Annotated in this window: 21 protein-coding genes and 1 riboswitch; of the genes, 18 read left to right on the forward strand and 3 right to left on the reverse strand. The window is 62.2% G+C overall.

The features are described from left to right. The first annotated feature begins 210 nt into the window (after window positions 1–210). The 4 genes from hda to AC3IT6_RS08065 all read left to right on the forward strand — a co-directional run bounded on the left by hda (window position 211) and on the right by AC3IT6_RS08065 (window position 3,153). Window positions 211–915 (forward strand): DnaA regulatory inactivator Hda, encoded by a 705-nt coding sequence (gene hda / locus AC3IT6_RS08050; RefSeq protein ID WP_007984552.1) that lies wholly within the window; start codon window positions 211–213, stop codon window positions 913–915. A 222-nt stretch (window positions 916–1,137) separates the two neighbouring features. Beyond that, the gene (locus tag AC3IT6_RS08055; RefSeq protein ID WP_057715813.1) at window positions 1,138–1,770 is read left to right on the forward strand and encodes a C40 family peptidase; all 633 of its coding nucleotides are present in this window, start codon (window positions 1,138–1,140) and stop codon (window positions 1,768–1,770) included. A 165-nt stretch (window positions 1,771–1,935) separates the two neighbouring features. Then, window positions 1,936–2,472 (forward strand): C40 family peptidase, encoded by a 537-nt coding sequence (locus AC3IT6_RS08060; RefSeq protein WP_489354830.1) that lies wholly within the window; start codon window positions 1,936–1,938, stop codon window positions 2,470–2,472. An 18-nt stretch (window positions 2,473–2,490) separates the two neighbouring features. Beyond that, entirely contained in the window at window positions 2,491–3,153 is a 663-nt protein-coding gene (locus AC3IT6_RS08065; protein WP_489354831.1) for a class I SAM-dependent methyltransferase, read from the forward strand. A gap of 106 nt (window positions 3,154–3,259) precedes the next feature. On the opposite strand, the gene AC3IT6_RS08070 is transcribed toward AC3IT6_RS08065, so the two are convergent. Beyond that, on the reverse strand, window positions 3,260–4,573 hold the full coding sequence (locus tag AC3IT6_RS08070) for a PQQ-dependent sugar dehydrogenase (protein ID WP_489354832.1): 1,314 nt from the start codon (window positions 4,571–4,573) through the stop codon (window positions 3,260–3,262). A 66-nt stretch (window positions 4,574–4,639) separates the two neighbouring features. Beyond that, window positions 4,640–5,224 (reverse strand): hypothetical protein, encoded by a 585-nt coding sequence (locus tag AC3IT6_RS08075; RefSeq protein ID WP_458370877.1) that lies wholly within the window; start codon window positions 5,222–5,224, stop codon window positions 4,640–4,642. Between the two features lie 153 nt (window positions 5,225–5,377). Then, a riboswitch (cobalamin riboswitch) is annotated at window positions 5,378–5,610 on the forward strand. An 82-nt stretch (window positions 5,611–5,692) separates the two neighbouring features. Here AC3IT6_RS08075 and cobO point away from each other — a divergent pair. The 14 genes from cobO to AC3IT6_RS08145 all read left to right on the forward strand — a co-directional run bounded on the left by cobO (window position 5,693) and on the right by AC3IT6_RS08145 (window position 17,271). Further along, the gene (gene cobO / locus AC3IT6_RS08080; protein ID WP_008049722.1) at window positions 5,693–6,304 is read left to right on the forward strand and encodes a cob(I)yrinic acid a,c-diamide adenosyltransferase; all 612 of its coding nucleotides are present in this window, start codon (window positions 5,693–5,695) and stop codon (window positions 6,302–6,304) included. Next, the gene (locus tag AC3IT6_RS08085; RefSeq protein ID WP_489354833.1) at window positions 6,301–7,701 is read left to right on the forward strand and encodes a cobyrinic acid a,c-diamide synthase CobB; all 1,401 of its coding nucleotides are present in this window, start codon (window positions 6,301–6,303) and stop codon (window positions 7,699–7,701) included. Before cobO ends, AC3IT6_RS08085 begins: the two co-directional genes overlap by 4 nt. Beyond that, complete coding sequence (gene bluB / locus AC3IT6_RS08090; RefSeq protein ID WP_489354834.1) at window positions 7,698–8,348, forward strand: 5,6-dimethylbenzimidazole synthase; 651 nt, start codon at window positions 7,698–7,700, stop codon at window positions 8,346–8,348. The genes AC3IT6_RS08085 and bluB overlap by 4 nt, the downstream gene beginning before the upstream one ends. Further along, window positions 8,345–9,253 (forward strand): adenosylcobinamide-phosphate synthase CbiB, encoded by a 909-nt coding sequence (gene cbiB, locus AC3IT6_RS08095; protein WP_489354835.1) that lies wholly within the window; start codon window positions 8,345–8,347, stop codon window positions 9,251–9,253. The genes bluB and cbiB overlap by 4 nt, the downstream gene beginning before the upstream one ends. Beyond that, window positions 9,246–10,238, forward strand: coding sequence for a threonine-phosphate decarboxylase CobD (gene cobD / locus AC3IT6_RS08100; RefSeq protein WP_489354836.1), 993 nt, complete (start codon window positions 9,246–9,248; stop codon window positions 10,236–10,238). Before cbiB ends, cobD begins: the two co-directional genes overlap by 8 nt. Next, complete coding sequence (locus AC3IT6_RS08105) at window positions 10,235–11,686, forward strand: cobyric acid synthase (protein WP_489354837.1); 1,452 nt, start codon at window positions 10,235–10,237, stop codon at window positions 11,684–11,686. Before cobD ends, AC3IT6_RS08105 begins: the two co-directional genes overlap by 4 nt. A gap of 137 nt (window positions 11,687–11,823) precedes the next feature. After that, complete coding sequence (cobU, locus tag AC3IT6_RS08110; RefSeq protein WP_489354838.1) at window positions 11,824–12,345, forward strand: bifunctional adenosylcobinamide kinase/adenosylcobinamide-phosphate guanylyltransferase; 522 nt, start codon at window positions 11,824–11,826, stop codon at window positions 12,343–12,345. Further along, entirely contained in the window at window positions 12,342–13,397 is a 1,056-nt protein-coding gene (gene cobT / locus AC3IT6_RS08115; RefSeq protein ID WP_489354839.1) for a nicotinate-nucleotide--dimethylbenzimidazole phosphoribosyltransferase, read from the forward strand. Before cobU ends, cobT begins: the two co-directional genes overlap by 4 nt. After that, complete coding sequence (cobC, locus tag AC3IT6_RS08120; protein ID WP_489354840.1) at window positions 13,394–13,969, forward strand: alpha-ribazole phosphatase family protein; 576 nt, start codon at window positions 13,394–13,396, stop codon at window positions 13,967–13,969. Before cobT ends, cobC begins: the two co-directional genes overlap by 4 nt. A 2-nt stretch (window positions 13,970–13,971) precedes the next feature. Continuing rightward, entirely contained in the window at window positions 13,972–14,703 is a 732-nt protein-coding gene (locus AC3IT6_RS08125; RefSeq protein WP_489354841.1) for an adenosylcobinamide-GDP ribazoletransferase, read from the forward strand. A 176-nt stretch (window positions 14,704–14,879) separates the two neighbouring features. Beyond that, a complete protein-coding gene (locus AC3IT6_RS08130; RefSeq protein WP_489354842.1) occupies window positions 14,880–15,284 on the forward strand; it encodes a MarR family winged helix-turn-helix transcriptional regulator in 405 nt (134 codons plus the stop codon). A gap of 52 nt (window positions 15,285–15,336) precedes the next feature. Continuing rightward, window positions 15,337–16,545, forward strand: a complete 1,209-nt coding sequence (locus AC3IT6_RS08135; protein ID WP_489354843.1) for an MFS transporter — start codon at window positions 15,337–15,339, stop codon at window positions 16,543–16,545. Then, window positions 16,542–16,664, forward strand: coding sequence for a hypothetical protein (locus AC3IT6_RS08140; protein WP_489354844.1), 123 nt, complete (start codon window positions 16,542–16,544; stop codon window positions 16,662–16,664). The genes AC3IT6_RS08135 and AC3IT6_RS08140 overlap by 4 nt, the downstream gene beginning before the upstream one ends. 55 nt (window positions 16,665–16,719) lie before the next feature. Next, window positions 16,720–17,271: a glutathione peroxidase gene (locus AC3IT6_RS08145; protein WP_458370886.1), complete on the forward strand. Its 552-nt coding sequence runs from the start codon at window positions 16,720–16,722 to the stop codon at window positions 17,269–17,271. A gap of 89 nt (window positions 17,272–17,360) precedes the next feature. Here AC3IT6_RS08145 and AC3IT6_RS08150 read toward each other — a convergent pair whose 3' ends face one another. Then, window positions 17,361–18,632, reverse strand: a complete 1,272-nt coding sequence (locus AC3IT6_RS08150; RefSeq protein WP_150724559.1) for an OmpP1/FadL family transporter — start codon at window positions 18,630–18,632, stop codon at window positions 17,361–17,363. Window positions 18,633–18,637 lie beyond the last annotated feature (5 nt).

Genomic DNA, 18,637 nt, shown 5'->3' on the forward strand with positions numbered 1-18,637 from the left:
CAGGCTGCCCCGGTTCGTGCCCGGTCAGTCTGCTGGCGTCGCCCGACTGTCACATGCACCGCCAAAGAATCTGCCGCAAAACCGGTGCATTAACGCAAACCTTTGATTTTGCTTGTGGTCTGTCGCATTGTGCGGTCCGCTTCACGGGTATAAACTTCGCAAACTTTACATAGAGGCCACTAACGGTTCCTTTGGAACTGTTCAGTCAGCATGAAACCGATTCAGCTGCCCCTAGGTGTGCGTCTGCGTGACGACGCCACCTTTATCAACTACTACCCAGGCGCCAATGCCGCTGCACTCGGCTATGTCGAGCGGCTGTGCGAAGCCGACGCCGGCTGGACCGAAAGCCTGATCTACCTTTGGGGCAAGGACGGGGTAGGGCGTACGCACCTGTTGCAGGCCGCCTGCCTGCGCTTCGAGCAATTGGGTGAGCCGGCGGTGTATCTGCCGCTGGCCGAGCTGCTCGATCGCGGTATCGAAATCCTCGACAACCTCGAACAGTACGAACTGGTTTGCCTGGATGATTTGCAAGTGGTTGCCGGGCGAGCGGACTGGGAAGAGGCGCTGTTCCATCTGTTCAATCGCTTGCGCGACAGCGGCCGGCGCTTGCTGATTGCCGCATCGACATCCCCGCGTGAGCTGCCGGTGAAGCTGGCGGATCTCAAATCCCGCCTGACCCTGGCCTTGATCTTCCAGATGCGTCCGCTGTCCGATGAGGACAAATTGCGTGCCCTGCAATTGCGCGCATCCCGTCGCGGCCTGCATCTGACCGATGAAGTCGGGCATTTCATTCTGACTCGCGGTACCCGCAGCATGAGTGCGCTTTTCGAGCTGCTCGAGCGTCTCGATCAGGCCTCCCTCCAGGCTCAGCGCAAGCTGACAATCCCGTTTTTGAAAGAAACCCTCGGCTGGTAAACCCACTGGAACCGGGGCTTTTAGCCGGTCAGGCTTATTTCAGACGCCAGAAACCCCGCTTTCCTGCAAGGTTGCAGGCCGCGTGTATGTTTAAAATAGGCTTAAGCGCTTAGATGTAAACAAGAAACGGATAAGTCACAAAAAGATCGATAGAATTTGCAAATGAGGTTGATAGCGGGCATAGTCTCGGCTTCTTTACAACTTTCAGCCACGGTCGTGCCCATGCTAAATCGCTTCGCACCCCTCGTGCCTCTCGCACTCGTTACCCTGTTGTTCGGTTGCGCCGCCCACACTCCGGTGGCCCAGCAAGCTCCGCAACAGCAGGTTCAAAACTCCGCTACTGCCCAGTCTTCCGCTCTCTTTCAGGAAGAGCTGGCGACCGAAAAAGAACTCGCAGACTTCGCTGGCGGCAAGTCCTACCAGCTTCCGGTCCTGGCCGACAGCATCCTCGAACGTGGCATGTCCCTGATCGGTACCCGTTACCGTTTCGGCGGTACTTCTGAAGCCGGCTTCGATTGCAGTGGTTTCATCGGTTACCTGTTCCGCGAAGAAGCGGGCATGAACCTGCCACGCTCCACCCGCGAAATGATCAACGTGGACGCTCCGCTGGTCTCGCGCAGCAAGCTTGAGCCTGGCGACCTGCTGTTCTTCGCGACCAACGGTCGTCGTGGTCGCGTCAGTCACGCCGGGATCTACCTGGGTGACAACCAGTTCATCCACTCCAGCAGCCGCCGCAGCGGTGGTGTGCGGATCGATAGCCTGGGTGACAGCTACTGGAGCAAGACCTTCATCGAAGCCAAGCGCGCCCTGGCAATGGCACCTAACGCGTCGCCAATCGTCACTGCACGTAAATAAGCGGACATTTTGTAAGGCGAACTTAAAGTCTTACTTGAAGTTTGTCCCGTAGCCGCTAGAATCTTGATCTACGAATGATGGCAAACCGCCTGCGTCCCACGCAGGCGGTTTTCTTTTCTGCGCTCCCCGCAGAAAAAGCCGCAGCCAGATCAGGATGTTCTGCTTATGACGACGTCGGCCCGCCTCGCAATCATGTTCTTCGCAGCGCTGCTCAGTGCCTGCGCCAGCCGCACACCGCCTCCTGCGCCGGTGGTTCGCGCTCCCATCGTATTTGGTTCCTCACAAGCTTTTTCGCCCGAGGCGGAAGACGTACTGTTTCGCGCGCTCGGTCTGGTGGGCACGCCTTATCGCTGGGGTGGCAATACGCCGGATTCCGGGTTTGATTGCAGCGGCCTGATCGCTTACGTGTACCGCGATGTCGCCGGCATTGCCTTGCCGCGCACCACGCGTGAGATGATCTCCATGCAAGCGGCGAATGTGGGCAAGGAAGGCCTGCAAACCGGTGACCTGATTTTCTTCGCCACCAATGGCGGTTCCCAGGTCAGTCATGCCGGCATCTACGTGGGAGAAGGGCGTTTCGTCCACGCGCCTGCCACCGGCGGCACCGTGAAGCTCGACAACCTGTCCAAGGCTTATTGGCAAAAGGCTTATCTGAGCGCCAAGCGTGTTCTGCAGCCTGAACACCTGGCGCGCAATCCGTAACCTTCGGAGTCGGTGCTCATGACTGCTCGCACGCTCAATCTCGACGACGACCTGTACCAATACCTGCTCGATGTTTCGCTGCGCGAAACGCCACTGCTCAAGCGCTTGCGCGATGAGACCCAGGCGCTGCCAATGGCACGCTGGCAAGTGGCGCCTGAGCAGGGGCAGTTTCTTGCTTTGCTGGTGAAGCTGACGGGGGCCAGGCGCTTGCTCGAGGTCGGTACCTTTACCGGCTACAGCGCGCTGTGCATGGCGGCGGCGTTGCCCGCTGACGGTTCGCTGATTTGCTGTGACATCCCCGGCGACTACAACGCCACCGCACGGCGCTACTGGCAAGAGGCGGGGCTCGCCGGGCGGATTGACCTGCGACTGGCCCCGGCGCTGGAAACCCTCGCCGAGCTTGAGCGACAAGGGCAAGGCGAGCAGTTCGACCTGGTGTTCATCGATGCCGACAAGGCCAACTACCCGGCTTATCTGGAACACGCCCTGCGATTGCTGCGGGTTGGTGGGCTGGCGGTGTTTGATAACACCCTGTGGAGCGGGCGCGTGCTTGAGGCCAGCCCCGAGAGCGCGGACACCCGGGCGATCCAGGCGCTCAACCGGGCCTTGAAAGACGATGTGCGGGTGGATCTGTCGTTGTTGCCGTTGGGCGATGGTTTAACTCTGTGCCGCAAACACTGAGCCCCTGTGGGAGCGGGCTTGCTCGCGAATGCAGGCTGTCAGTCGACTAATATTCTGACTGAAGCACCGCCTTCGCGAGCAAGCCCGCTCCCACAGGTCAAGTGACTTACTTGACTGCCGAAACCCGCCACACCTTGTTCCCCACATCATCGGCCACCAACAGGTCACCCTGACGGTCGATCACCACACCCACCGGGCGGCCCATGGCTTGGTCCTTGTCGTTGAGAAAACCTGTGAGCACTTCAACGGGCTTTCCGACGGGTTTGCCAGCGCTGAACGGCACGAAAATCACTTTGTAGCCACTGTGAGGGTTACGGTTCCATGAGCCGTGCTGCCCGATGAATGCCCCTTGGGTAAAGGGCGGCGGCAGCTTGCTGTTTTCGGCGAAGGCCAGGCCCAGTGATGCCGTGTGTGGGCCGACAGCGTAGTCCGGGGCGATAGCCTTGGCCACCAGGTCCGGGTTTTGCGGCTCGACGCGAATATCGACATGCTGGCCGTAGTAACTGTACGGCCAGCCATAAAAAGCGCCGTCCTTCACCGAAGTGATGTAGTCCGGTACCAGGTCACTGCCGATTTCATCCCGTTCGTTGACCGCGGTCCACAACGCGCCACTGTGCGGTTCCCAGGCCATGCCGTTGGGGTTGCGCAGGCCCCAGGCGAAGATCCGCTGCTGGCCGGTGGCACGATCCACTTCCCAGATCGCCGCGCGACCTTCTTCCTTGTCCATGCCGTTTTCGGCGACGTTGCTGTTGGAACCCACGGTCACGTAGAGCTTGCTGCCGTCCTTGCTGGCGATGACGTTTTTCGTCCAGTGGTGGTTCAGCGGGCCGCCCGGCAGGTCGACAACCTTGATCGGCGGCGACTTGATCTGCGTATCGCCACTTTCATAGTGAAAGCGCAGCAGACGATCCGTGTCGGCCACATACAGGTCATTGCCGACCAGGGTCATGCCAAAGGGCGAGTTGAGGTTTTGCAGAAACACCGTGCGGGTTTCCGCGACGCCATCGTGGTCCTTGTCGCGCAGCAAGGTGATGCGGTTGGCGCTGGGCACCCTGGCTCCGGCACGGCCCATGACTTTCTTCATCACCCAGCCGCGAATGCCTTTACCGTCTTCGGGTTTGGGTGGTGCACTGGTTTCCGCTACCAACACGTCGCCATTGGGCAGCACATAAAGCCAGCGCGGGTGATCCAGGTCTTCGGCAAAAGCGGCCACTTGAGTGCCCGTGGCGGCGACGGGTTTCGCACCCTGTGGCCAGCCGATGGCCGGGGCGATGTTCACGGTCGGAACCAGTGTCTTGTTGGGTTCTGGTAGTCGGGGTGATGGGCCGGTACCGTCGGAGACTTGCAGGCGGGAGGTCTCGCCACAAGCGGCGAGCCCTGCGCCAAGCGCGATAACGAGAACGAGCGGGGGCGTGCGCATGCTGGTCTTCCCTATGAATGCCTTGTTCTAATCATAGAGAAGCGTTGTCGTGCGATGGTTCAACCCTCAGCCGCGGGCTTCCTTGAACAGCACCGCAATGCCGGGGTGATAGTTGCCGGCTTCGTTGCGCAACTTGCGGTAGGCATAAGGGAAATACCAGGCGACAGCGCAGCTGTGTTCCTTTTGCAGGTCGTCGACCATGTCCTGGAGTTCTTCCGGTGTGGCGCCCTGCTGGGCTTTTTGCGGGGCGACGAACAGGCAGCCGAGTTTCAGGTCGCTGGCGTGGCTCAGGCGCTTCGCATCGCTGGCGATGTCGAGCAAGGCCTGGGACAGGTTGAGGCTGTTGACCCGTGGCCAGCGCTGGCTGGTCTGGATGTAGGCGCGGGTTTCGGGCGAGGCCAGGAGCAGGTCGGCGCGGCTGTTGCGTTCGCCTTCTTCGGTCTGTTTGCGGGTGGGCGCTTGTTGCAGCGTGACCATCTCGGCCATCCAGGCGGCGGCAGACAGCAGTCCGAGATTGGCCTTTTCGTCGTGCCAGTACGGTGTGTCGCCATCACCGCGGACGGCATTGTAACGGTCGATGCATTCGAACCAGCGCTCGAGCACCGGGCGCAGGAATTCCAGCTTTGGATTGCTGATGATCATGCCTTGCATGGGCTCACCCTTGTTGTTGTGTTGTGAGTTTGTGGCTCTTTGATATCACTGCTGAGAGCGTGGCACAAGATTGACGTCAGTTTATTGATTGATGGCAGTTATTCGGTCGATGGCCTCCCGGCTTTAATTGACGCTCCACCCCCAACCCTCTAACCTTCGCGGCTTGTTTCAGGTGCTCTGTGGCTTGGGTCGACAGAGTGAAACAGGGAAGCCGGTGAGTGAGTCCTTCTGTTGGTCGAAGGCCCGCAATTCCGGCGCTGCCCCCGCAACGGTAAATGAGTGAAAACTGTGTGTGATGCCACTGTGTCGATTTGATGCGGGAAGGCGCACGGTCTGGCCCCGCGCCACTCATGAGCCCGGAGACCGGCCTGATTCATCCAGCGGCATCACGGTGGGCGATGCCAGGCTTGTTGCCTTCTATTCTTGTGCCTGCCCGCCGTTATTCCTGCCTAAACGGAGAGCTCCCCCATGACTGATACCCCTGATCGTGACGAACGCCATCTGGCGCGCATGCAGCGCAAAAAAGCCGTGATCGACGAGCGCATCGCCAATTCCCCGAACGAGTGTGGCCTGCTGCTGGTACTGACCGGCAACGGCAAGGGCAAGAGCAGTTCGGCTTTCGGCATGCTTGCCCGCGCCATGGGGCACGGCATGCAATGCGGCGTGGTGCAGTTCATCAAGGGCCGCAACAGCACGGGCGAAGAGTTGTTCTTCCGGCGCTTTCCCGAGCAGGTGCGCTTTCACGTGATGGGCGAAGGTTTTACCTGGGAAACCCAGGACCGCCAGCGCGACATCGCCGCCGCCGAAGCCGCCTGGGCGGTGTCCCGGGAACTGCTGCGCGATCCATCCATCGGCCTGGTGGTGCTGGATGAACTGAACATCGCCCTCAAGCACGGCTACCTCGATCTCGATCAGGTGCTCAGCGACTTGCAGGCCCGACCACCGATGCAACACGTGGTGGTCACCGGTCGTGCCGCGAAGCCGGAAATGATCGAGATGGCCGACACCGTCACCGAAATGGGCGTGATCAAACACGCCTTTCAAGCCGGGATCAAAGCGCAGAAAGGCGTCGAATTGTGAGTCAGCCTCGGCACTGTCCGGCGGTATTGATTGCCGCGCCGGCTTCCGGCCAAGGCAAGACCACCGTCACCGCAGCGCTGGCCCGATTGCATCGCAATCAGGGGCGCAAGGTCCGTGTGTTCAAGTGCGGCCCCGACTTTCTCGATCCGATGATCCTCGAACGCGCCAGCGGTGCGCCGGTGTATCAACTGGACATGTGGATGGTCGGCGAGCAGGAGAGTCGCCGGTTGTTGTGGGAAGCCGCCGCTGAAGCGGACCTGATCCTGATCGAAGGCGTCATGGGGTTGTTCGACGGTACGCCGTCGAGCGCCGATCTGGCGCGGCATTTCGGTGTGCCGGTGCTGGGTGTGATCGATGGCACCGCCATGGCCCAGACCTTCGGCGCACTGGCCCTGGGGCTGGCGCGATATCAGCCGGACTTGCCGTTCGCCGGCGTGCTGGCCAATCGTGTCGGCACGCTGCGCCACGCGCAACTGCTCGAAGGCAGCCTGACTGAAGGTTTGCGCTGGTACGGCGCGCTGTCCCGGGAAACCGGGATCGAATTGCCGAGCCGGCACCTGGGGCTGGTGCAGGCCAGTGAGTTGAACGATCTCGACCTGCGCCTCGATGCGGCGGCCGATGCCCTGGCCAGCAGTTGCGAGGTCGCGCTGCCACCGGCAGTCGAATTCGCCGCCCCTGATGTCATCGCGGCCGAACCGCTGCTGGCCGGTGTGCGCATTGCCGTCGCCCGCGATGAAGCCTTTGCGTTCACCTACGGCGCGAGCCTGGATCTGCTGCGGGCGATGGGCGCCGAGTTGTCGTTCTTCTCGCCGATCCGCGACCGTGCGTTGCCGGAGGCGGACAGCCTGTATCTGCCGGGTGGTTACCCGGAGCTGCACCATGTCGCGCTGGCGCAAAACACCGCGATGCTCGACGCGATCCGCGCCCACCACAGGGCAGGCAAACCGTTGCTCGCCGAGTGCGGCGGCATGCTGTATCTGCTCGATTCCCTGACCGATGTCGAGGGCACTCGCGCCGAACTGGTTGGCTTGCTGGCCGGTGATGCGGTGATGCAAAAGCGTTTGGCAGCGCTGGCGTTGCAGGCGGTGGAACTGCCGGAAGGTTCGCTGCGCGGGCACACCTATCACCATTCGCTGACCACCACTGAACTGGCGCCGATTGCCCGGGGCTTGAGCCCTAACGGCGGGCGCGGAGCGGAGGCGGTCTACCGTGAGGGGCGGATGACCGCCTCTTATGTGCACTTTTATTTTCCGTCGAACCCTTCGGCGATTGCCGCGCTGTTTGCGCCTGACCTTGAAGCCGCCTTCGCGAGCAAGCCCGCTCCCACAGGGGATTGCGTTTCTTCAGGCAGCTCACCTTCAAATGTGGGAGCGGGCTTGCTCGCGAAGAGGCCATGAGCGACAACGCATTCTCTGAAGCCGAACGCGCAGCGGTCTATCGTTCCATCGCCGAACGCCGCGATATGCGCCACTTCAGCGGCGGCACCGTCGAGCCCGAATTGCTGCGGCGCCTGCTCGAGGCCGCGCATCAGGCTCCCAGTGTCGGCCTGATGCAGCCTTGGCGCTTCATCCGCATCACTGATCGCACCTTGCGCGGGCAAATCCAGGCCCTGGTGGAAGAAGAGCGCATCCGCACCGCCGAAGCCCTCGGCGAGCGCAGCGATGAGTTCATGAAGCTCAAGGTGGAGGGCATCAACGATTGCGCCGAGGTACTGGTCGCCGCACTGATGGACGACCGCGAGCAACATATCTTCGGCCGCCGCACGCTGCCGGAAATGGACATGGCTTCGTTGTCCTGCGCGATCCAGAACCTGTGGTTGGCGTCCCGCGCCGAAGGGCTGGGCATGGGCTGGGTGTCGCTGTTCGAACCGCAAGCCCTGGCCAATTTGTTGAAGTTGCCACCGGGAGCCAAGCCGCTGGCGGTGCTGTGCCTGGGACCGGTGAAGGCGTTCTACCCGGCGCCGATGCTGGTGCTCGAAGGCTGGGCACAGGCGCGTCCGCTACATGAATTGCTGTATGAAAATTATTGGGGAGTGAGTCAATGAGTGTGGCGTTGTTGAGTGTCGCCGCGGTTGCGCTGGATGCGCTGCTGGGTGAACCCAAGCGCTGGCATCCGCTGGTGGCGTTCGGCCGTTTTGCCGAGCGCATCGAGCAACGTTTCAACGGCGGCGGTCGCGGCTGGCGCAGCCATGGCGTCACCGCGTGGGTGATCGCCGTGTTGCCGCTGACGCTGTTGGTCACGGCATTTTCCTGGGCGCCTTATGTCGGCTGGATCGTCGAGATTCTCGCGCTCTATTGCGCCCTCGGCATGCGCAGCCTCGGTGAGCACGTCACGCCTGTGGCCAAGGCCCTGCGCAGTAATGACCTGGAAGCGGCGCGCACGCGCGTGAGCTATCTGGTCAGTCGCCAGACCAGCGAGCTGGATGAAACCGAAGTCGCCCGTGCCGCTACTGAGTCGGTACTGGAAAACGGCAGCGATGCGGTGTTCGCGGCGTTGTTCTGGTTTGCCGTGGCAGGCGCGCCGGGCGTGGTGCTCTATCGCCTGAGCAATACGCTGGATGCGATGTGGGGTTATCGCAATGAACGCTTCGAACGGTTCGGCTGGGCGGCGGCGAAAGTCGACGACGTGCTCAATTACATTCCTGCGCGCCTGGTGGCACTGACTTACGCGCTGCTGGGCAAAACCCGGCTGGCGTTGAAATGCTGGCGCACCCAGGGCCCGACCTGGGACAGCCCGAACGCCGGTCCGGTGATGGCGGCAGGGGCGGGTGCCCTCGGCGTCGAATTGGGCGGGGCGGCGATTTATCACGGCGAACTGCATCAGCGTCCGCAGTTGGGCGAAGGCGTGCCGGCGGATGCCGACTCCATTGACCGGGGCTGGCAATTGGTCCAGCGCGGGGTATGGTTATGGCTGCTGATTCTCTGCCTGGGGGCCGAATTTTATGCTTGAGCACGGTGGGCGATTGCGCAAGGCAGCGCTCGAATATGGCATAGATGAAGCCGACTGGCTGGACCTGTCGACGGGCCTCGCGCCCTGGCCGTTCCCGGTGCCGGATATTCCACTGCGGGCCTGGGCCCGTTTGCCGGAGGCGGACGATGGTCTGGAGCAGGCCGCCTGTGATTACTACGGCGCCTTTCAGGCATTGCCGGTGGCCGGCTCGCAAATGGCGATTCAACTGCTGCCGCGCTTGCGTCGGGCGGGCAAGGTCGGCGTGCTGTCACCCTGTTACGCCGAGCACGCCGAGGCGTGGCGTCGTAACGGCTACATCGTACGTGAAGTGCTGGAGCACGAAGTCGACTTCTTTATCGACAGTTTCGATGTGCTGGTGGTGGTCAATCCGAATAACCCCACAGGCCTTAGCCTGGCGCCCAGTCGCCTGCTCGACTGGCACGCGCGGCTGGCCCAGCGCGGTGGCTGGCTGGTGGTGGACGAAGCGTTCATGGATAACACGCCGCAACTGAGCCTGGCGCCGTTTGCCCATCAAGTCGGGCTGATCGTCTTGCGCTCCTTTGGCAAGTTTTTCGGCCTGGCCGGTGTGCGCCTGGGGTTTGTACTGGCCGAGCGCAAGTTACTCAAGTTGCTGGCTGAACAAGTGGGGCCCTGGGCCGTGAGCGGGGCAACCCGGGTCGTGGGCCAGGCCTGCCTGCGCGATACGCAAGGGCAGGCGCGGCAACGACTGCGCACAGAAGAGGCCAGCGAGCGCCTGGCGTCGTTGCTGCGGCAACACGGCTTCGAGCCCCAGGGCGGCTGTGCGCTGTTCCAGTGGCTGATCACCGAGCGCGCCGAAGCACTGCATGAGTTCATGGCCCGGCGCGGCATTCTCCTGCGGTTGTTCACGCACAACAGCAGCCTGCGCTTCGGCTTGCCCGGTGACGAAATCGCCTGGGTACGACTGGCGCAGGCGTTCGAAGATTTCGCCAAGGAAAACCAATGACCACGCTGATGGTGCAAGGCACCACCTCGGATGCCGGTAAAAGCACGCTGGTGACCGCGCTGTGCCGTTGGGTCACGCGCCAGGGCGTCAGGGTGGTGCCGTTCAAGCCGCAGAACATGGCCCTCAACAGTGCGGTGACCGCCGACGGTGGCGAGATCGGCCGCGCCCAGGCGGTACAGGCCCAGGCCGCGAACCTGGAACCGCACACCGACATGAACCCGGTGTTGCTCAAGCCCAACAGTGACACCGGTGCCCAGGTGATCATCCATGGCCGCGCTGTCACGACCATGAACGCCGTCGCCTATCACGACTACAAAACCATCGCCATGCAAGCGGTGCTGGCCTCCCACGAGCGCTTGAGCGCGGCGTATCCCGTGGTGATGGTCGAGGGCGCGGGCTCGCCGGCGGAAATCAATCTGCGCGCCGGCGACATCGCCAACATGGGCTTCGCCGAAGCGGTGGATTGCCCGGTGCTGCTGATCGCCGATATCAATCGCGGCGGGGTTTTCGCCCATCTGGTGGGCACCCTCGAACTGCTGTCGCCGAGCGAACAGGCGCGGGTCAAAGGCTTCGTCATCAATCGCTTCCGGGGCGACATTGCGTTGCTGCAGCCCGGTCTCGACTGGCTCGAAGAGCGTACCGGCAAACCGGTGATCGGCGTGCTGCCGTACGTGATGGACCTGCACCTGGAGGCCGAGGACGGCATCGATCAACGCCAGGCCGATAAAGCCGAACAGGTGCTGAAGGTGGTGGTGCCGGTGCTGCCGCGCATCAGCAATCACACCGATTTCGATCCGCTGCGCCTGCACCCGCAAGTGGACCTGCAATTCATCGGCCCCGGCCAGGCGATTCCGTCCGCCGACCTGATCATTCTTCCCGGCTCGAAAAGTGTGCGCAGCGACCTCGCGTACCTGCGGGCCAACGGCTGGGACACCGCCATCGCCCGGCATCTGCGTTACGGCGGGAAACTGCTGGGGATCTGTGGCGGCCTGCAGATGCTCGGTGAGCACGTACATGATCCGCTGGGTCTGGAAGGTGCGCCGGGTTCCAGTGCCGGTTTGGGGCTATTGGCCTTCCAGACTCAACTCGAACAAGAGAAGCAGTTGCGCAATGTGCGTGGTCGCCTGGCGCTGGAGGATGCGCCGGTGGCGGGCTATGAAATTCATGCCGGCGTGACTTCCGGGCCGGCCCTGGAGCAGGCCGCCGTGCAGCTGGATGACGGCCGCTGCGATGGTGCGCAAAGTGCTGACGGACAGATTTTCGGCACCTACCTGCACGGGCTGTTCGAATCGCCGGCGGCGTGCAGTGCGCTGTTGCGCTGGGCGGGTTTGCAGGAGGTGCAGGACGTGGATTACCACGGCTTGCGTGAGCGAGATATCGAGCGGCTGGCGGATCTGGTGGAGAAGCATCTGGATACCGGGTTGTTGCGGCAGCTCTGTGGAATCTGAGGTGAAAGCTCTGGCCTCTTCGCGAGCAAGCCCGCTCCCACATTAGAACGCGGTCAACTGTGGGAGCGGCGGTGCGGCGATCCGACTTGCTCGCGAAGACTGAAGTGGCCACACCGCCCATTTGAAAGGATGTAACCATGCTCCAACTGATCCTCGGCGGCGCCCGCTCCGGCAAGAGTCGCCTGGCTGAAAAACTCGCCATCGACAGCGCCCTGGCCGTCACCTACATCGCCACCAGCCAGCCACTGGACGGAGAAATGAGCGAGCGGGTGGCCCATCACCGCGCTCGTCGTCCTGCCGAATGGGCATTGATCGAAGAACCGCTGGAACTGGCCCGGGTGCTGCGTGAATCCGCCCGTGCCGAGCGCTGCCTGCTGGTGGATTGCCTGACCCTGTGGCTGACCAATCTGCTGATGCTCGACGATGCCGAGCGCTTGCAAGCCGAGCGTGATGCGCTGCTCGAATGCCTGGCGTCGCTGCCGGGTGAAATCATTTTGGTCAGCAACGAGACCGGAATGGGTGTCGTGCCGCTGGGCGAATTGACTCGCCGCTATGTCGATGAAGCCGGTTGGCTGCATCAAGCTCTGGCTGAGCGTTGTCAGCGTGTCGTCCTGACCGTCGCCGGCCTGCCCCTGACTCTGAAAGGAACTGCGTTATGACTCAATCCTGGTGGCTGAACCCGTGCAAGCCGGTCGATACCCAAGCGGTCGAACAGGCCCAGGCGCGGCAACAGCAACTGACCAAGCCGGCCGGCTCCCTCGGCCAGCTGGAAGCGCTGGCGGTGCAGTTGGCGGGTTTGCAGGGGCGGGTCAAGCCGAGTCTGGAGCAGGTGTGGATCGCGATTTTTGCCGGCGACCATGGCGTCGTCGCCGAGGGCGTGTCGGCGTTTCCCCAGGAAGTGACCGGGCAGATGCTGCTCAACTTCGTCAGTGGTGGTGCCGCGATCAGCGTATTGGCGCGGCAACTGGGCGCTTCCCTTGAGGTGGTTGACCTTGGCACGGTAACGCCGTCGCTGAACCTGCCGGGTGTGCGTCACCTGAACGTCGGCCCGGGCACGGCAAATTTTGTACAGGGACCGGCCATGACCGAAGCCCAGGGGCAACTCGCCTTGCAGGCCGGTCGTGACAGCGTACAGCGGGCAATTGCCAGCGGTGCGCAGTTGTTTATCGGTGGCGAAATGGGCATCGGTAACACGACCGCTGCCAGCGCACTGGCGTGCGCGCTGCTCGATTGCCCGGTGGTGCATTTGACCGGGCCTGGCACCGGGCTCAATGCCGAAGGTGTCAGCCACAAAGCTCTGGTCATCGAGCGCGCCCTGGCATTGCATGGTGCGCAGCGTGACGATGCCCTGCAGACCCTGTTCAACCTCGGCGGTTTTGAAATCGCCGCGCTGGTCGGTGCGTATCTCGCCTGTGCCCAGGAAGGTGTTGCGGTGCTGGTGGATGGCTTCATTTGCAGTGTCGCGGCGCTGGTTGCGGTGCGTTTGAATCCTGATTGCCGTCAGTGGTTGTTGTTCGGTCATCGCGGCGCCGAACCGGGGCATCGTCATGTGCTGGAAACCCTGAATGCGCAACCCTTGCTCGATCTCGGCCTGCGGCTTGGCGAAGGCAGTGGTGCGGCATTGGCAGTGCCGCTGCTGCGCCTGGCTTGCGACCTGCATGGGCAGATGGCGACCTTCGCCGAAGCCGCCGTGGCGGATCGCCCGGCATGACCTTGCGCGTGGATCTGTTGCGTCACGGTGAAACCGAACTCGGCGGCGGCTTGCGCGGCAGCATCGATGACGCATTGACCGACACGGGCTGGGCGCAGATGCGCGCCGCGGTGGTCGGGCAGGGGCCGTGGGATCGGCTGGTCAGTTCACCCTTGCAGCGTTGTGCGCGGTTTGCCGAGGAATTCGGTGCGCAACTGGGTGTGCCGGTGCAACTGGATAAAGACCTGCAAGAGTTGCATTTCGGCGCCTGGGAAGGGCAGAGCGCGGCGGCGTTGATGGAGACCGACGCGCAGGCCCTGGGCTTGTTCTGGGCCGATCCTTATTCGTTCACGCCGCCTCAGGGTGAGCCGGTTGCGGAGTTTTCGGCACGGGTGCTGGCCGCGCTGGAGCGTTTGCACGCGACCTGTGCCGGTGAGCGCGTTTTGCTGATAAGCCATGGCGGTGTGATGCGCCTGTTGCTGGCACAAGCGCGCGGGCTGCCACGGGAGCAACTGCTCAACGTTGAGGTCGGGCACGGCGCGCTGTTTTCGCTGACGGTGGAGCCTGCGGGCGTGTTGAAGGAAGTGCTTTGACCATGCTGCCATTCTGGATCGCCCTGCAATTTCTCAGCAGCCTGCCGATTCGCCTGCCCGGTATGCCTGAGCCCCGGGAGCTGGGGCGGTCGCTGCTGTTTTATCCACTGGTGGGGTTGCTTTTTGGCGCGATTCTGTGGGCAGTCAACTGGCTGTTGCTCGGCACGCCGACCTTGTTGCACGCGGCACTGTTGCTGAGCCTTTGGGTGCTGCTCAGCGGCGGGTTGCATCTGGATGGCCTGGCGGACAGCGCCGATGCCTGGCTCGGTGGTTTTGGCGACCGCGAGCGTACGCTGACCATCATGAAAGACCCGCGCAGCGGGCCGATCGCCGTGGTGACGCTGGTGCTGGTGTTGTTGCTCAAGTTCACCGCGCTGCTGGCGCTGATCGAACAGCCGCATTCGCTGGCATTGATCATCGTGCCGTTGATCGGTCGCAGCGCGTTGCTCGGTTTGTTCCTGACCACGCCCTATGTGCGTGCAGGTGGTTTGGGCCAGGCATTGGCCGATCATCTTCCGCGTTCGGCGGGCAAGCAGGTGTTGGCGGTCAGCGCACTGGCTTGTGTGTTGATCGCCGGTTTGAGTGGTGTGTTGGCGGTGGTGCTGGCCGTTCTTGGATTTTCCTGGTTGCGGCAGGTGATGTTTCGGCGCCTGGGCGGCACGACGGGGGATACGGCGGGCGCGATGCTGGAGTTGCTGGAAGTTACAGTGTTGGTAGGCTTGGCGCTGGCTTGATCGGGTTGTGTTGAATGTTCCGGCCTCATCGCGAGCAAGCTCGCTCCCACAGTTGATCGCATTCCAATGTGGGAGCGGCGGTGCGGCGATCCGACTTGCTCGCGAAGGCGATCTTCAGAACACTGCTAACCCTCATGCCACTTGATTTAACCGACTCGCGGGTATATACACGCACCATGCTCGATTCCCAATGTTTATGCATCAACCTGCGTCGCGCCGCCCGTGGTGTCAGCAGGCATTACGACGGCGCTCTCGACGGCTTCGGGATCAACGTTGCGCAGTATTCTTTGCTGTGCAACCTGCAGCGTCTGGATCAGCCGAGCATCTCGACCCTGGCCGAGGCCATGGGCCTGGATCGCAGCACCCTGGGGCGCAATTTGCGGGTGCTGGAGGGTGACGGCCTGGTGACGCTGGTCGAGGGCGAGGACATGCGCAACCGCATCGTCCTGCTGACCGGGGCCGGGGCAGAGCGCCTCAAGGCTGCCTTGCCGGCCTGGGAAGCCGCGCAGCAACGCTTGATCGATCGCCTGGGCGCCGAAAAGCGCGAAACCTTATTGAAGCTGCTGGACGAACTGGCGTGATGCCGGTTTTTCCGATCATAAGCGGGTATATACCCGCTACCGGAGAACAACAATGACATCGATGTGGCGTACATGCGGCTGGGTTCTGTTGGGGAGTGCGCTGATCCTTGCGTTGTCGCTGGGCGTTCGCCATGGCTTCGGGCTGTTTCTGGCGCCGATGAGTGCCGAGTTCGGTTGGGGCCGTGAAGTCTTTGCCTTCGCCATCGCCCTGCAGAACCTGATCTGGGGCCTGGCTCAGCCATTTACCGGCGCGCTGGCCGACCGTTTCGGCGCGGCGAAAGTGGTGCTGATCGGTGGCGTCCTGTACGCGGCCGGGCTGATCTGCATGGGGCTCTCCGACTCGGCGCTGACCCTGTCCCTGAGCGCCGGCCTGCTGATCGGCATCGGACTGTCCGGCACGTCGTTCTCGGTGATCCTGGGGGTGGTCGGCCGCGCGGTGCCGCCGGAAAAACGCAGCATGGGCATGGGGATTGCCAGTGCGGCCGGTTCGTTCGGCCAGTTCGCGATGTTGCCCGGCACGCTCGGTTTGATCGGATGGCTTGGCTGGTCCGCGGCGCTGCTGGCGCTGGGCTTGCTGGTGGCGCTGATCGTGCCGCTGGTGAGCATGCTCAAGGACAAGCCGCTGCCCGTCCTGGGCCACGAACAAACCCTTGGCGAAGCACTGCGCGAAGCCTGCTCCCACTCCGGATTCTGGCTGCTGGCGTTCGGCTTTTTTGTGTGCGGATTCCAGGTGGTGTTCATCGGTGTGCACCTGCCGGCCTATCTGGTGGATCAACACCTTCCGGCGACGGTCGGCACCACGGTGCTGGCGCTGATCGGCCTGTTCAACATTTTCGGCACCTATACCGCCGGATGGCTCGGCGGGCGCATGTCCAAGCCGCGGTTGCTCACCGGTCTGTACTTGCTGCGGGCGGTGGTCATTGCGTTGTTCCTGTGGGCGGCGGTGACGACTACCACGGCTTACCTGTTCGGCATGGCCATGGGCTTCCTGTGGCTGTCGACGGTACCGTTGACCAACGGCACGGTGGCGACCTTGTTTGGCGTGCGAAACCTGTCCATGCTCGGCGGGATTGTTTTCCTGTTTCACCAGCTCGGTTCGTTCCTGGGCGGCTGGTTGGGTGGCGTGGTGTACGACCGTACCGGCAGCTATGACTTGATCTGGCAGGTCGCGATTCTCTTGAGCCTGTTGGCCGCCGCCCTGAACTGGCCGGTGCGTGAACGGCCAGTGGCGCGCCTGCAAACACAAATGAGTGCGACATGAACAGTCTCTGGCCTCATATCACGTTTTTCGCTGTCTGCGCCTTGCTGCTTGCCCTGGCGTGGTGGGGCTGGCATCAGGGCGGGCTGGCGCTGATGCAGTTGGGCATGGGTACTTGCTAGCGAGCGGCGAGGGCGAGTAACGTCGCTTTTGACGAATTATCAAGGATGCACCGACATGTTGAAGCGCTGGATTGCAGTCCCCGCGTTGCTGCTGACGTTTACCGGGCTGGCCTATGCGGCCGAGTGCCCGGAGCTGTTGCAAGGATCACTGCAAAAGCTGCGCGCCAAGGAATCCATCGACCTCTGTCAACGGTATGAGGGTAAGCCGCTGGTGGTGGTCAACACTGCGAGCTTCTGCGGCTTCGCCCCGCAGTTCAAAAGCCTTGAGGCGCTGAATCAGCGTTACAAAGGGCAGGGGCTGGAAGTGCTGGGTGTTCCGTCCAATGACTTCAAGCAGGAGTCCAGGGACGGTGCCGAAACCGCCAAGGTTTGTTACGTCAACTATGGCGTGACTTTCACCATGACCGAGCCGCAGTCGGTGCGTGGCGCCGACGCAACCCATCTGTTCAAGGTGCTGGCCGAACAGAGCAGTGCGCCAAAATGGAATTTCTACAAATACGTGGTCGATCGCAAGGGTAAGGTGATCGCCAGCTTTTCCAGCCTGACCAAGCCCGATGATCCCGAGTTCATTGCAGCGGTGGAGCAAGCCCTGGCTTCACAACCTTGATCCGCACCCACTAAAAAGCCCCGCCTCTGTACAAGAGAGCGGGGCTTTTTTGATTCCGATGGCGAGCGGTTCAGGCTCGCCGTAAATCATCAGAAGCGGTAGGTCGCGCCGAGACCGAAACCGTTCGCGTAGTTTTCATACTTGGCGTTGTAGGTCTGGCCACGGTCGTTGCTGTTGTTGACCTTGACCGACTCTTCGCGCAGGTACGAATACGCCAGGTCGATGGTCAGGTCGTCGGTCGGACTCCAGCCGGCGCCCACGCTGAAAATCTTGCGATCGCCAGTCGGGATGCGTGGGGAGCGGTCGACGTTGTTGGTCGGTGCCTGATCAACGGACAGACCGGTACGCAGTACCCATTGCTTGTTCAACTGGTAGGACGCGCCGATGGCGTGAGCCCAGGTGTCGTGCCAGTTCTGTTCTTCGGTGATGGTGCCGAACTGGCCGTTCAGAACGGCCGGAACGCCTTTGTTTTCAACGGTGATTTCTTTCAGGCGGCTCCAGCGGGTCCAGGTGCTGCCTGCGTAAAGAGTCCACTTGTCGTCGAGCTGGTGAGTGACCGAGAAGTCCACCGATTCAGGTGTGGTCAGGTCCAGCGAAGCGTCGTATTTCTGGCTTGGGTTCTGGCCGATCAGGCCCAGCACGTTGTAGTTGACCTTGGTGTTGCCGTCGAGCGTGTACTTCACTTTCGAGTGGTAGGTCAGGCCGACGCGAGTGCTGTCGGTGGCTTGAACCAGCACGCCGATGTTGTAGCCCAGCGCGGTGTCGTCACCCTTGATCTTGACCTCGCCGTCCGGCGCGGCCTGGGTGATCGACAGGTTCGATTCCAGGGTGCCGTCGATGCGGTTGATGGTCGGACCGAAGCCAATCGATACCTTGTCGTTGAAGGCATAGCTGACGGTTGGCTGCAGGGTCACGATTCTGACTTCGCTCTTGCTGCCGAAGTAACGGCCGGCGAAGCCGTTCTCGTAATCGGTCACCAGACCGAACGGCGCGTAGACGCCGAAACCGACCGCCCACTGGTCATCGATTGGCTTGACGTAATAGCCCATCGGCACGCCCATGAAGGGGACCATGTCACCCTTGTTGGTGCCGCCGTTCGGACGGGAGCTGGCATCACTTATGTCGGTGTGCGCGTCGATAAATGCAACACCGCCGGTCACTTGTTCGCGTTTGAGGCGAGACATGCCGGCAGGGTTGCCAAAAATGGTGGATGCGTCGTCGGCAGAGGAAGATCGCCCGGCAAAACCTGACCCCATCCCGCTGATGCTTTGTTCGTTGAGGGCAAAACCACTTGCAAAGATCTGGGTGGATGCCATGGCAACGGCGAGACTAATGGTGGTTTTGAGCATTACTTTTTTCATTATTA

It is taken from the genome of Pseudomonas sp. KH_017 (assembly GCF_057840285.1).